Raw genomic sequence first — 12,604 nt, 5'->3', positions numbered from 1 at the left:
CGCACGCCGCACTCAGAACCCGAGCTTGCGCAGCTGCTTCGGGTCGCGCTGCCAGTCCTTGGCGACCTTCACGTGCAGGTCCAGGAAGACCGGCGTGCCCAGCAGCGCCTCGATGTGCTTGCGCGACTTCGTGCCGACGTCCTTGAGCCGCTGGCCCTTCGGGCCGATGATGATGCCCTTCTGGCTGGGCCGCTCGATGTAGACGTTCGCGTGGATGTCCAGCAGCGGCTTGTCCGCCGGACGGTCCTCGCGCGGCAGCATCTCCTCGACGACGACCGCGATGGAGTGCGGCAGCTCGTCCCGCACGCCTTCCAGCGCGGCCTCACGGATGAGCTCGGCGACCATCACCATCTCGGGCTCGTCGGTGAGGTCGCCCTCCGGGTAGAGCGGGGGGCTCTCGGGCAGGAGCGGGGCGATGAGGTCGGCGAGCAGGCCGACCTGGCCTGCCCCTCGCCCACCACCACCCTTGCCTGAGGGACTACGTCCCGCCCCCTGCTCCTCCTTCACGGCCGAGACGGGGATGATCTCCGCCCACTCGAAGCCGAGCTCGTCCGCCAAGGCCGAGACGGCCAGCAGCTGCTCCGCGAGCGCCTTGGACTCGACCAGGTCGGTCTTGGTGATGATGGCGATCTTCGGGGTCTTCTTGATCCCGGCGAGTTCCTTGACGATGTACTTGTCGCCGGGGCCGAGCTTCTGGTCGGCGGGCAGGCAGAAGCCGATGACGTCGACCTCGGCCCAGGTGGTCCGTACGACGTCGTTCAGCCGCTCCCCGAGCAGGGTGCGCGGCTTGTGGAGGCCGGGCGTGTCCACCAGGATCAGCTGGGCGTCGTCGCGGTGCACGATGCCCCTCACCGTGTGCCGGGTGGTCTGGGGGCGGTTGGAGGTGATCGCCACCTTCTGACCGACCAGAGCGTTCGTGAGGGTGGACTTGCCCGCGTTGGGTCGGCCCACGAAGCAGGCGAAGCCGGCCCGGTGGGGGGCGGTGTTCTCAGCCTGCTGCGCAGCAGCTTCTGTGTTCGGTCGAGCGCTCATGGCGCCCATTCTCCCCGATCCGGGCGGCGGCGATGCACAGCAGGGCGCCACCGCCCCGAATCAGCCCGCGGCCACCGCCGACCGGAGCGTGCCGTCGGGCCCCGCGAGCAGCACGGGTGTGTCGGGACCTCCCAGGTCACGGACGGCGGCACGGTCGGTGTCCGAGGCGGTCGCCGCCTCGGAGACGACGGCCGCCGCCTCAAGGGACGTGGCGCCACTCGCCACCGCCATGGCGACCGCGGTCTGCAGCGCGCTGAGCTTCAGCGACTCCAGGGCCACGGTGCCGGCGGCGTACGTACGTCCCGTCTCGTCCCGGACCGCCGCGCCCTCAGGCACTCCGTTGCGGGCGCGGACGCTGCGCGCCAGCGTGACGATCTTGCGGTCCTCGGGGCCGAGGTCGGTGCTCTCAGTCATGTGCTGAGCATACGAAGGGGACGGGTGGCCGCCGCGCAACGGGGTCCGCTCACCCCGGGACGGGGTACATCGAGCCACGCCGGCCCTCGGGAGAGTCGAGCCACTGGAGCTTTGCCTCCGTGCCGGTGTCGGGCAGCGGGGTGTGCAGGATGATCACCAGGTCCGGACGGGCCGGCACCCGCAGCTGGGTGGATTCCACCATCAGCGTGCCGACGAGGGGATGCTGGAACTCCTTGCGCACCTGCCCGCCCGGGACGACGTCGCGCAGGTCCCAGAGGGCGGCGAATTCGGGGCTGAGCTCCCTGGCCTCCTCGACCACGGCGCGGAAGCCCTCGTCCTCGGGAGAATCGGAGCAGGCGGCGCGGTACTGGGCGACGACCTGGGAGGCGATCGTCTCCCAGTGCGTGGACCGGGCGCGGTACACCGGGTCGGTGAAGAAGGCGATCATGCAGTTCTGCACGATCCCGGGGCGCATGCCGAGCACCGCCGACGCCGCGTCGTTGTAGAGCACGGTGTTCCAGTAGCGGTCCATGATGTGGGCCGGGAAGGGCATCCAGGCGTCGATGAGCCTGCTCAGGCCTTCACACATGTCCGTGTGGGCCGGATCGACCTCGAGGGCGGGCGGGTTGAGCCCGGCCAGCACGTAGAGGTGACGGCGCTCCGCGCTGCTGAGCCGCAGCACCCGCGCGACGGAGTCCAGGACCTGCGGCGAGACGGTGATGTCGCGGCCCTGCTCCAGCCACTGGTACCAGGAGACGCCCACGCCCGCGAGGACGGCGACCTCCTCGCGGCGGAGTCCCGGTGTGCGCCGGCGGGCACCGCCGTCCGGCAGGCCCGCCTCGGCCGGGGTGACCCTGGCCCTGCGGCTCATCAGGAACTCGCGCAGTTCGCCGAGACGGTGCGGCTTCTCGTCGGTGCCGGCCCGGACCGTGGTGGTCCGGACCGCTCCGGTGTTCTGGGCCGGTGAAGCCACGTACTCCCCCTGGTGTGCGTGTGCGTTCCTGCCTGGTGGTGCGGCCAACAGGATAAGTGCCCGCTCCCCACGGATATTCCGGTCCATCCAGTCTGTGGGACATGGCGATCGAAACCCCGACTTCCGTCCCCGCCGGTACTCCCGGCCCCGTTGCCCGCCCCGCCCCGCCCGCGCTCTCCGGCCGGGCACGACTGGTGCTCCTCGTGCTCTGCGCCGCCCAGTTCATGGTGGCCCTCGACTTCTCCGTGCTGAACGTCGCGCTGCCCGTCCTCGGTGAGGACCTGGGGCTGAGCCGGTCCGGACTCCAGTGGGCCGTCACCGCGTTCGCGCTGCCGTCCGGCGGCTTCCTGCTGCTCTTCGGCCGGATCGCCGATCTCTACGGCAGGCGGAGGCTGTTCCTCTCCGGCCTCGCCGTCTTCGGGGCGTCCTCGCTCCTGGCGACGATGGCCTGGGACCCCGCGTCCTTCCTGACGGGGCGGGCGCTGCAGGGACTCGGAGCGGCCGTGATCGTGCCGACCGGAATGTCGCTGCTGACCACCACCTTCCCCGAGGGGCCGCTGCGGGACCGTGCCCTGGGCATCAGCGGGACGCTGCTCTCCCTGGGCTTCACCACCGGCATGGTGGCGGGCGGCGTGCTCACCGACACGCTGGGCTGGCGCTCCACGATGGGCCTGCTGAGCGTCGCCGCGGTCGTCGTCCTGGCCCTGGCCCCGAAGCTCCTGGCGGAATCGCGCACCCCGGACCGGCCGAAGCTCGACGTGCCCGGGGCCGTCACCGTGACCGGCGGCCTGCTCGCGCTGATCTACTCGCTGTCGACGGCGGCCGAGCGCGGCTTCGGCGGTACGGACGTGCGGATCACCCTGGTCCTGGGAGTGGCCCTGCTGGCCGCGTTCGTCGTCGTCGAGTCACGGTCGGCGGCCCCGCTGGTCTCCCTGCCGATGCTGCGGCGCCGTACGGTCGCGTTCGGCAATCTGGGCGGCCTGGCGACCTTCTCGATGATGAGCACGATCGTCTTCGTCCTGACCCTCTACCTCCAGGACCTGCTGGGGCTCTCGGCCTTCGGCACGGGGCTCGTCTTCGGGGTCCAGGGTCTGGCATCGGTCGCCGCCGGGGTCTTCGCCCCGAAGGTGATCGGCCGCATCGGCGCACGCCGGGTGCTGGTGTTCTCGCTGCTGGGCCAGGGCCTGTTCATCGGGGCGCTGCTCGGCCTCGGTGAGGACTCGGGTGTCTGGCTGGCCACGGTGGCGGTGTCGCTGGCGAGCGCCTGCCACCTGGGCGCCATCATCGCCTACGGGCTGACGGTGACCTCCGGCGTACCCGACGGGGAGCAGGGCCTGGCGACCGGCCTGGTCACCACGACCCAGCAGGTCGGCATCACGATCGGCATCCCGCTGCTGGGGGTCCTGTCGACCACGCAGGGCTCACTGTTCGACGGTGTACGGCTGGTGGTGACCGCTGCTGCGGTGATCCTCGTCGCGACGGGCCTCGCCGTGGGAGCGGGCCTGCGGCGGGCCTCCTGAGTGCCGCGCCTCAGGCCTCCGGCAGGGGCTACGGCCGGTCCAGGCGGAGGCGTTCCGCCTTCGGGAGCCCGGCCACCACCAGGTCGTAACTGTCCTCCACGAGCTCCCGGACCATGCGGTCCGGGAGCTCGGTGACCGTCACGGTGTTCCAGTGGCGCTTGTTGAGGTGCCAGCCGGGGACGATCGCGGAGTGCTCCTTGCGGAGCCGCAGCGCCTCGTCCGGGTCGCACTTGAGGCTGATCTTCAGGGGCGGCGCGTCGAGCGCGCTGAGTGCGAACATCTTTCCCAGGACCTTGAAGACCGAGGCCTCGGGCCCGAAGGGGAACTCCTCCGTGCTCGCGTTGAACTCCAGGCAGAACGTGCGCAGCTCCTGGGGCGTCATGCCTCTTCCGATCCCTCCGGTTCGACCAGCACCGTGACGATCTTGTTCCTGCGGCCCGCCGGGGACTCGGCGGTGAGGCGGAGTTTGCGCCCGTCGGGCAGGTCGACGATCGAGGAGGCCCCGGAGATCGGGACCCGGCCGAGCGCCTTCGCCAGCAGGCCGCCGACCGTCTCCACGTCCTCGTCGTCGTAGGCGTCGAGGCCGAACAGCTCCCCGAGGTCCCCGATGTCGAGCCGGGCGGTCACCCGGAAGCAGCCGTTCTCCAGCTCCGTGACCGGCGGGAGTTCACGGTCGTACTCGTCGGTGATCTCGCCGACGATCTCCTCGAGGATGTCCTCGATGGTGACGATGCCGGCCGTGCCGCCGTACTCGTCGATGACGACGGCGACGTGGCTGCGGTCCTGCTGCATCTCGCGCAGCAGGTCGCCGGCGTTCTTCGTGTCGGGCACGAAGGCGGCGGGGCGCATCGCCGTGGAGACCAGGTCGGCCTCCGCGTCCCGGTTGATGTGCGTCTTGCGGACCAGGTCCTTGAGGTAGACGATCCCGACGATGTCGTCCTCGTTCTCCCCGGTGACCGGGATGCGGGAGAAGCCGGAGCGCAGCGCGAGGGTCAGTGCCTGACGGACCGTCTTGTACCGCTCGATGCAGACGAGGTCGGTGCGGGGGACCATCACCTCGCGCACGAGGGTGTCGCCGAGCTCGAAGACGGAGTGCACCATGCGGCGCTCGTCGTCCTCGATGAGCGACTCCTGCTCGGCGAGGTCGACCATCGCGCGCAGTTCGGCCTCACTGGCGAAGGGTCCCTTGCGGAAGCCCTTGCCCGGGGTGAGCGCGTTGCCGAGGAGGATGAGGAGCTGCGGGACCGGCCCCATGATCCTGGCCAGCGGCAGCAGGACGTACGCCGCCGCCGTGGCGGTGTTCAGCGGGTGCTGGCGGCCGATGGTGCGCGGCGAGACCCCGATGGCGACGTAGCTGACGAGGACCATGACTCCCATGGCGAGGGCCAGGGCCTGCCAGGTCTCGTCCAGTTCCTCGAGGCACGCGTACGTGACGAGGACACCGGCCGACATCTCGCAGGCGACCCGGACGAGCAGGGCCACGTTGAGATAGCGGGTGGGGTCGGCGGCGACCTGTTCCAGCTTGGCGCTGCCGCGGCGCCCCGCCCGCACGGCCTCGGCGGCACGGAAACTCGACGTACGCGCGATCCCTGCCTCGGCGCAGGCGGCGAGCCAGCCGACGACGACCAGCAGGACGGCGCCGGTGATGAGGGGGACGCTCACGAGACGGTGGGGGCGGGGGACGGACCGGTCAGACCGCGCTCGCCGCGCCAGCCGTCGACGATGGCCGCCTGGAGGCCGAACATCTCGGCCTTCTCGTCCGGCTCCTCGTGGTCGTATCCGAGGAGGTGCAGCACCCCGTGGACGGTGAGGAGCTGAAGCTCCTCGTTCATCGAGTGCTGCGTCGCGGCGTCCTCGCCCTGCTTCTTCGCGACCTCCGGGCAGAGCACGATGTCACCGAGGAGCCCCTGCGGGGGCTCCTCCTCGTCCTTCGCCGGGGGACGGAGCTCGTCCATCGGGAAGGACATGACATCCGTCGGGCCGGGGAGGTCCATCCACTGGATGTGGAGCTGCTCCATGGCGGCGGTGTCCACCACGATCACCGAGAGTTCGGACAGCGGATGGATCCGCATCCGGGCGAGGGCGTAGCGGGCGATGTCGAGGATCGCCTGCTCGTCGACCTCGGTTCCGGACTCGTTGTTGACGTCGATCGACATGGTGCGCTGCGACTACTTCCCGTTGCGGCCGGTGCGGCCCTCTGCGTTGTCGTACTTCTCGTACGCGTCGACGATACGGCCGACGAGCTTGTGCCGGACGACATCCTGGGAGGTGAGCCTGGAGAAGTGGACGTCCGGGACGTCCTCCAGGATGTCCTGGACCTGACGCAGACCGCTCTTGGTGCCGCTGGGCAGGTCGACCTGGGTCACGTCGCCGGTCACGACGATCTTCGAGTCGAAGCCGAGGCGGGTGAGGAACATCTTCATCTGTTCGGCGCTGGTGTTCTGCGCCTCGTCCAGGATGATGAAGGCGTCATTGAGTGTCCGGCCACGCATGTAGGCCAGCGGCGCGACCTCGATCGTGCCCGCGGCCATCAGCCGGGGGATCGAGTCGGGGTCGAGCATGTCGTGCAGGGCGTCGTAGAGCGGGCGCAGATACGGGTCGATCTTGTCGAAGAGCGTGCCGGGCAGGAAGCCGAGCCGCTCCCCCGCCTCCACGGCGGGCCGGGTCAGGATGATCCGGCTGACCTGCTTGGACTGCAGGGCCTGGACCGCCTTGGCCATGGCGAGATAGGTCTTGCCGGTACCCGCGGGACCGATGCCGAAGACGATGGTGTGCTTGTCGATCGCGTCGACGTAGCGCTTCTGGTTGAGCGTCTTGGGACGGATCGTGCGGCCGCGGCTGGACAGGATGTTCTGGGTGAGCACCTCGGCGGGGGTCTCGGCGCCGTCCCCGTCGCCGGTGCCGGCCGCCCTGAGCATGGCGATCGAGCGTTCCACAGCGTCCTCCGTCATCGGCTGCCCGGTGCGGAGCACCAGCACCATCTCATCGAAAAGGCGCTGGATCAGGGCGACGTCCGCCGCGCTGCCAGTCGCGCTTATCTCGTTGCCCCGGACATGGATGTCGACGGCCGGGAACGCCGTTTCGATCACGCGCAGCAGCGAATCGCCCGATCCCAGGAGCATCACCATGGGGTGAGCCGGCGGGATGCTGATCCGGGCCGTCGCCTGCGGGTGTGTGGGTGACTGAGTCATGGGCCGGCCCTCGGGCCTGCGCATACCTCCCGTTGCAGGGCCTTCGCTGCTCGACGGCCTCCGGAGTACCAGCGTACGACTCCCCACCGACAACGCCGAGAGAATTACCGCGTGATCATCCGGCGTTCACTGACGGAAGCCGATGGTCGGCACCGCGCGGCGCAGGGGCCAGTCCCTGCTCGTGGCGGGCAGCAGCTCCTCCAGGAAGGCGTAGCGCTCCAGTGCCACCGGATCCTGGTCCGCGCAGGTGCGCACCTGCTGCCACCAGCCGGCGACCTCCGCCCATCCGGGTGCGGACAGCGATCCGCCGAACTCCTGCACGGACAGGGCCGCGGTGAGTCCGGCGAAGGCGAGGCGGTCGGCGAGCGGCCAGCCGGCGAGCGTCCCGGTGACGAATCCGGCGACGAAGACGTCGCCGGCCCCGGTGGGGTCCAGTGCCTCCACCTCGATGGCGGGCACCTCGGCGGCCGTTCCCGTCGCCCGGTCCACCGCGTAGGCCCCCTCGGCGCCCAGGGTGACGACGGCCAGCGGCACACGCTCGGCCAGGGCGTGGGCGGCGGCGCGCGGGCAGGAGGTGCGGGTGTAGCGCATGGCCTCCTCGGCGTTGGGGAGGAAGGCCAGGCAGTGCCCGAGGTCGGGCAGGGCGTCCAGGTCCCAGCGGCCGGTCTCGTCCCAGCCGACGTCGGCGAAGACCATCGCGCCGTTCCGGGCGGCACCGGCCACCCAGGGCTCGCTGCGGCCCGGGGCCAGCGAGGCGACGGCGGCGCGGGCGCGCGGCGGGCAGTGCGGGAGCGTGCGGCCGGGCACGGGAGAGGGTGCGGGCGCCGGGGCCTCGTGGCCGTGCGAGACCATCGTGCGTTCGCCCTCGTACGCCATGGAGACGGTGACGGGCGAGTGCCAGCCGGGGACGGTGCGCGACATCGACAGGTCGATGCCCTCGCCCTGTTCGAGGGCGTCCCAGCAGTACTCGCCGTAGTGGTCGTCGCCGAACGCGGCTGCCAGCGAGGTGTGCAGGCCGAGCCGGGCGAGTGCGGTGGCCATGTTGGCGACGCCGCCGGGGCTGGAGCCCATCCCCCGGGCCCAGGACTCCGTCCCGCGCACCGGGGCGCTGTCCAGCCCGGTGAAGATGATGTCGAGGAAGACCGTGCCGGTCAGGAAGACGTCGCAGGCCGGGTCCTGGGGGGCGCGCAGCCCGAGCAGCGGGTCGATGCCTGGATCAGTTGTGCTCACCGTGCGCTCCCCGGCTATCTGGACAGTGCGAGTTCCGGCCAGTGTGCCGGATCCGTTCCCGCTTCCCCAGGGCCCGCGCCGCGGCACGCAGAACCACTCCCACCTGCATAAACATGCGCAGCTACCCGGCCTGATCCTGCATAAACCTGAACGTGACCCAGATCACATCGAGCCGCCTTTCCGTCGCCTGGGCGCGCTTGATACAAATTGCCCCGCGAGCACCGTCCGGGACTGTCGACGGCGAGTGCCGCTTCTCCCGCGTTTCTCGCTCCACCCTCCCCTGCGTTGATTCGCCGTACCCTCCCCTCCCCTGCCCCACCCCTGCTCCGCCCGCTCCACCCCCCTGCCTTCTTCTGCCTCCTCTGGCATGTCTTCGGGAACGCCCATGTCCTCGCGCCCTCGCGCCGCGTGGCCCCTGGTTGCCGTGTTCACCGCCGGTTACCTCGCCGCCTATCTGCTCCCCACCATCGTCGGCCGCCTCAGCACCTATCTGGGGCTCAGCTCGGCCCAGGCCGGTCTGGTCGGCAGCGCCCTCCTGCTCAGCTCCGCCTCGGCCGGCTTCGCACTGGCCGGACGCGTGGAGAGATACGGGGCGCGGAGACCGGCGCGCGCGGGGCTGCTGCTCGCCGTCCTCGGGTACGGCTGCGCGGCGCTGACCACCTCGGTGCCGCTGGTCGTCGCGGGTGTCGTGGTCGGCGGCTTCGGCTCCGGCGCGGCAACTGCCGTCGCGGCGTCCGGGATCGCGGCGCAGAGCGATCCGCACCGGACCTCGTCGCTCGGGCTGCTGAGCGTCTCGGCGACGGCGGGCGCTCTCTACCTGACGGTTCCTCACCTGGGCGGCGGCCACCGGCTGCCGTTCGCGTCCATCGCGCTGGTCGCCCTGCTCGTCTGGCCGGCCACCTCCCGGCTGGGCGGCCCGGAGCCCGTCAGCGTGACCTCGTCGGTCCAGGGGCGGCTGCCGCACCGCCGGTCGGGTCTGGTGCTGGCGGGCGGCATGCTCGTCTGGTCCATGGCGCAGAACGCGCTGTGGGGCGTGAGCAGCCGCATCGGCGCCGTGCAGGTCGGCCTCTCCGAGGTGACGGTCGGCGCCGTGTTCGCCGCCGCGCTGGGAGCGGGACTGCTCGGCGTCATGGGCGCCGGGATGCTGGGTGCCCGGATCGGGCGCGCGGTGCCCATCGGCCTCGGGACGATGATCATCGCCGGGAGCATCGTGCTCAGCTCCTCCGCCGAGGACCTGGGGTCGTTCGCCACCGGTGAGATCGCGTGGAACACCTTCTACCCGGTGGTCCTGTCCTACCTGATCGGTCTGGCGGCCTCACTGGACGTGCGCGGCCGCTGGGCGGTCCTCGCGGGCTCGGCGGCCTCCGTCGGCACGGCCTGCGGCCCCCTGCTCGGCAGCGTGCTCTCCGAGCAGGCGGGCTACGCGGTGATGGGCCTGATCCTGGGGGCCGCCACGCTCCTGGTCGCGGCCCCCGTCACCGCGGTGGCGCTGCACACCGGCGGACGCCCGCTGGTGCCCGGCTCCGTCCGGCGCAGGGGCGGTGCCCCCGCGGCACTGCTCGCCGCCACGACCAACAGCCTCTCCGGCGCGGTGCCCAAGCTGGGTGCGCCGGAGCAGGCGGTGGCGGAGATCAGCGTGCCCGCGCTGCGGCGCAGGCGGCTGGTGCGGAGCGCGATCCGGACGGCGGGACCGTCCGGAGGGGACGGTCAGTCGAACGCGTACGCCTCGACCTCGGACAGGTAGCGCGCCCGGCGTTCCTCGTCGTGGTCGAGGAACGCCGCCTCGAAGGAGTTGCGGGCCAGCGTGCGCAGTTGCTCGCGGTCCAGCCCGAGCGCCTCGTGCACGGCGTGGAAGGTGTCTCCGGCGTATCCGCCGAAGTAGGCCGGGTCGTCGGAGTTCACCGTGCAGAGCAGACCCGCGTCCATCATGGCCCGCAGCGGGTGCTGTTCCAGGACGTCGATGGCGCGCAGCCGGACGTTGGAGAGCGGACACAGCGTCAGCGGGATCCGTTCGGAGACCAGCCGGTCCACCAGCTCCGGGTCCTCCATGCAGCGCAGCCCGTGGTCGATCCGCTCGACGCCGAGGACGTCCAGGGCCTCCCGGATGTACTCCGGCGGGCCCTCCTCCCCGGCGTGGGCGACCTTGCGCAGGCCGAGGGCCGTGGCCGCCGCGTACACCTCGCGGAACTTCGCGGGCGGGTGCCCGACCTCCGCCGAGTCGAGGCCGACGGCGCTGATGCGGTGCAGGTACGGCTTCGCGGCCTCCAGCGTCTCCAGCGCCGATTCGGCGGACCTGTCGCGCAGGAAGCACATGATCAGCTGGGTGGAGATGCCGTGCGTCTCCTCGCTGCGGTCGAGCGCCCTGCCGAGCCCTTCGACGACGGTGCCGATCGGGACGCCGCGGTCGGTGTGGGCCTGCGGGTCGAAGAAGATCTCCGCGTGGCGGACGCCCTGGGCGGCGGCGCGCGCGAGGTAGGCGTCCGCCAGTTCGGCGAAGTCCTCCTCGGTGCGCAACACGGCCATCAGGGCGTAGTACAGGTCGAGGAAGCTCTGGAGGTCCTCGAAGAGGTAGGCCCTGCGCAGCTCTTCGGTGTCCGCGTGGGGCAGGTCGATGCCGTTGCGCGCGGCGAGTGCGAAGGCCAGCTCGGGTTCGAGGGTCCCCTCGATGTGGAGGTGGAGTTCGGCTTTGGGGAGGTGCACGGGGTTCTCGTTACGTTACGTGTGGCGGGTGGGTACCGGGACCCTGATCAGGTCCTGGGCGATGGTGAGTCCGCCTTCGAAGCCGGCTGCCCTGGCCTGCTGCTCGAAGACGTCCGGGTCGGTGTAGCGCTGGGAGAAGTGCGTCAGCACGAGGTGCCGTACGCCCGACTCCTTCGCCACCCGGGCCGCCTGGCCGGCGGTGAGGTGGCCGTGGTCGGCGGCGAGCCCGCCGTCCTCGTCGAGGAAGGTCGACTCGATGACCAGCATGTCGCATCCTTCGGCGAGCGCGAACGCGCCGTCGCAGAGCCGGGTGTCCATGACGAACGCGAAGCGCTGTCCGCGGCGGGTCTCGGAGACCTCCTCCAGCGGGACGCCGCGCAGGGAACCCTCTCGCTGGATCCGTCCGACGTCGGGGCCCTCGATGCCGCGCCCGGCCAGCTTCCCTGGCAGCATGCGCAGCCGGTCGGGCTCGGTGAGGCGGTAGCCGTAGGACTCGACGGGGTGCGAGAGCCGGTGGCTGTCCAGCGTGTACGCCCCGGTGGTGGCGAGGACGCCGTCGGCGGAGACCGGGACCTCGGTCAGCTCGACGGACTCGCGGTAGGCGGTGGAGTACCGCAGCCGGTCGAAGAAGTGCTGTCCGCTCGCCGGGAAGTGGGCGGTGACGGGGTGCGGGACCCGGTCGAGGTTGATCCGCTGGATCACGCCGGCGAGGCCCAGGGAGTGGTCTCCGTGGAAGTGGGTGACGCAGATCCGGTTGATGTCGTGCGCGGCGACGCCCGCCCGCAGCATCTGGCGCTGGGTCCCCTCGCCCGGGTCGAAGAGGATGCCCTCACCGTCCCACCGCAGCAGGTAGCCGTTGTGGTTGCGGTGGCGGGTCGGCACCTGGCTGGCGGTGCCGAGGACCACGAGTTCTCGTACGGACACGGGCAGGTCCTGCCTAGCCGGGGGGCCACTGCATCCCGCGTCCGCCCAGGACGTGGGCGTGCGCGTGGAAGACGGTCTGGCCGGCGCCGGCACCGGTGTTGAGCACGATGCGGTACCCGGTCTCGGTGATCTTCTCGTCGGCGGCGACCAGGCCCGCCTCACGCAGCACGTCGGCGGCGGCCTGCGGGTCGCCCGCGGCGAGCGAGGCGGCGTCCGGGTAGTGCGCCTTGGGGATGACCAGGACGTGGGTCGGGGCCTGGGGGTTTATGTCGCGGAAGGCGACGGTCGTCGCGCTCTCGCGGACGATGGTCGCCGGGATGTCCCCGGTGACGATCTTGCAGAACAGGCAGTCGGTCTGCGGCTCTCCTGCCATGAGGGTGCTCCTGAGGTCGCGGTGATCGGGTACGGGCAGCCTAGCCGTACTGCCCGTGAGCGTTGTCGACGCCGCAGCCGATGCGTCGGCGTGCCGGTCCGTGACTCCGCGCGGTCTCCCGTGGGAGACAGCCGACCCGGCGGTAGGGGACGGCGGTGCGAGCCGGTCCGCACCGGCGATCGGGGGCTGCCGGTACCGGCCGGCACCGGCGAGCAGGGCGGGACGCGGGCCCGCGTCCCGCCCTGCC

At 71.4% G+C, this 12,604-nt stretch carries 13 protein-coding genes; 2 read left to right on the top strand and 11 right to left on the bottom strand.

Features of this window, described 5'->3' with window-relative positions:
• Positions 1–12: 12 nt before the first annotated feature.
• From B9S57_RS01940 to B9S57_RS01930, 3 genes are read right to left on the bottom strand one after another with little or no spacing between them, the layout of a single operon-like run.
• Positions 13–1,041 (bottom strand): GTPase Era, encoded by a 1,029-nt coding sequence (locus B9S57_RS01940; RefSeq protein WP_181011198.1) that lies wholly within the window; start codon positions 1,039–1,041, stop codon positions 13–15.
• A 51-nt stretch (positions 1,042–1,092) separates the two neighbouring features.
• Positions 1,093–1,446: a cytidine deaminase gene (locus B9S57_RS01935; protein WP_103513785.1), complete on the bottom strand. Its 354-nt coding sequence runs from the start codon at positions 1,444–1,446 to the stop codon at positions 1,093–1,095.
• Positions 1,447–1,495: 49 nt separating this feature from the next.
• Positions 1,496–2,419, bottom strand: a complete 924-nt coding sequence (locus B9S57_RS01930; RefSeq protein ID WP_103513784.1) for a helix-turn-helix transcriptional regulator — start codon at positions 2,417–2,419, stop codon at positions 1,496–1,498.
• A 101-nt stretch (positions 2,420–2,520) separates the two neighbouring features.
• Between B9S57_RS01930 and B9S57_RS01925 the strand changes: the two genes are divergently transcribed.
• A complete protein-coding gene (locus B9S57_RS01925) occupies positions 2,521–3,939 on the top strand; it encodes an MFS transporter (RefSeq protein WP_103513783.1) in 1,419 nt (472 codons plus the stop codon).
• A gap of 28 nt (positions 3,940–3,967) precedes the next feature.
• On the opposite strand, the gene B9S57_RS01920 is transcribed toward B9S57_RS01925, so the two are convergent.
• The 5 genes from B9S57_RS01920 to B9S57_RS01900 all read right to left on the bottom strand — a co-directional run bounded on the left by B9S57_RS01920 (position 3,968) and on the right by B9S57_RS01900 (position 8,360).
• Positions 3,968–4,321, bottom strand: coding sequence for an MmcQ/YjbR family DNA-binding protein (locus tag B9S57_RS01920; protein ID WP_103513782.1), 354 nt, complete (start codon positions 4,319–4,321; stop codon positions 3,968–3,970).
• Positions 4,318–5,601, bottom strand: a complete 1,284-nt coding sequence (locus B9S57_RS01915) for a hemolysin family protein (RefSeq protein WP_103513781.1) — start codon at positions 5,599–5,601, stop codon at positions 4,318–4,320. The genes B9S57_RS01920 and B9S57_RS01915 overlap by 4 nt, the downstream gene beginning before the upstream one ends.
• On the bottom strand, positions 5,598–6,095 hold the full coding sequence (gene ybeY, locus B9S57_RS01910) for an rRNA maturation RNase YbeY (protein WP_103513780.1): 498 nt from the start codon (positions 6,093–6,095) through the stop codon (positions 5,598–5,600). Before ybeY ends, B9S57_RS01915 begins: the two co-directional genes overlap by 4 nt.
• 12 nt (positions 6,096–6,107) lie before the next feature.
• Positions 6,108–7,130 carry a PhoH family protein gene (locus B9S57_RS01905; protein ID WP_103513779.1) on the bottom strand — a complete coding sequence of 341 codons (1,023 nt, stop codon included), beginning with the start codon at positions 7,128–7,130 and terminating at the stop codon, positions 6,108–6,110.
• Positions 7,131–7,256: 126 nt separating this feature from the next.
• Positions 7,257–8,360, bottom strand: coding sequence for a carbohydrate kinase family protein (locus B9S57_RS01900; protein WP_103513778.1), 1,104 nt, complete (start codon positions 8,358–8,360; stop codon positions 7,257–7,259).
• Positions 8,361–8,745: 385 nt separating this feature from the next.
• Here B9S57_RS01900 and B9S57_RS01895 point away from each other — a divergent pair, with 385 nt between their 5' ends.
• Positions 8,746–10,104 (top strand): MFS transporter, encoded by a 1,359-nt coding sequence (locus B9S57_RS01895; protein WP_103513777.1) that lies wholly within the window; start codon positions 8,746–8,748, stop codon positions 10,102–10,104.
• Here B9S57_RS01895 and B9S57_RS01890 read toward each other — a convergent pair.
• Genes B9S57_RS01890 through B9S57_RS01880 form a run of 3 tightly spaced genes read right to left on the bottom strand, consistent with a single transcriptional unit; the run spans position 10,068 to position 12,357 of the window.
• Complete coding sequence (locus B9S57_RS01890; protein ID WP_103513776.1) at positions 10,068–11,060, bottom strand: adenosine deaminase; 993 nt, start codon at positions 11,058–11,060, stop codon at positions 10,068–10,070. The two genes, B9S57_RS01895 and B9S57_RS01890, sit on opposite strands and share 37 nt — an antisense overlap.
• A gap of 15 nt (positions 11,061–11,075) precedes the next feature.
• The gene (locus B9S57_RS01885; protein WP_103513775.1) at positions 11,076–11,984 is read right to left on the bottom strand and encodes a ribonuclease Z; all 909 of its coding nucleotides are present in this window, start codon (positions 11,982–11,984) and stop codon (positions 11,076–11,078) included.
• 13 nt (positions 11,985–11,997) lie between these two features.
• Positions 11,998–12,357, bottom strand: coding sequence for a histidine triad nucleotide-binding protein (locus tag B9S57_RS01880; RefSeq protein ID WP_103513774.1), 360 nt, complete (start codon positions 12,355–12,357; stop codon positions 11,998–12,000).
• Positions 12,358–12,604 lie beyond the last annotated feature (247 nt).

The sequence above is a fragment of the Streptomyces sp. SM10 genome (assembly GCF_002910915.1).
Taxonomy (GTDB): Bacteria; Actinomycetota; Actinomycetes; order Streptomycetales; family Streptomycetaceae; genus Streptomyces.
The sequence above is the reverse complement of the archived record's forward strand: the minus strand, read 5'-3'. Positions and strand labels throughout refer to the sequence as shown.

What these genes read in the sequence shown, in the direction of transcription:
- B9S57_RS01920 (WP_103513782.1), bottom strand. Translation starts at nt 4,321, where the DNA reads ATGACGCCCCAGGAGCTGCGCACGTTCTGCCTGGAGTTCAACGCGAGC.
- B9S57_RS01935 (WP_103513785.1), bottom strand. Translation starts at nt 1,446, where the DNA reads ATGACTGAGAGCACCGACCTCGGCCCCGAGGACCGCAAGATCGTCACG.
- B9S57_RS01925 (WP_103513783.1), top strand. Translation starts at nt 2,521, where the DNA reads ATGGCGATCGAAACCCCGACTTCCGTCCCCGCCGGTACTCCCGGCCCC.
- B9S57_RS01940 (WP_181011198.1), bottom strand. Translation starts at nt 1,041, where the DNA reads ATGGGCGCCATGAGCGCTCGACCGAACACAGAAGCTGCTGCGCAGCAG.
- B9S57_RS01880 (WP_103513774.1), bottom strand. Translation starts at nt 12,357, where the DNA reads ATGGCAGGAGAGCCGCAGACCGACTGCCTGTTCTGCAAGATCGTCACC.
- B9S57_RS01905 (WP_103513779.1), bottom strand. Translation starts at nt 7,130, where the DNA reads ATGACTCAGTCACCCACACACCCGCAGGCGACGGCCCGGATCAGCATC.
- ybeY (WP_103513780.1), bottom strand. Translation starts at nt 6,095, where the DNA reads ATGTCGATCGACGTCAACAACGAGTCCGGAACCGAGGTCGACGAGCAG.
- B9S57_RS01895 (WP_103513777.1), top strand. Translation starts at nt 8,746, where the DNA reads ATGTCCTCGCGCCCTCGCGCCGCGTGGCCCCTGGTTGCCGTGTTCACC.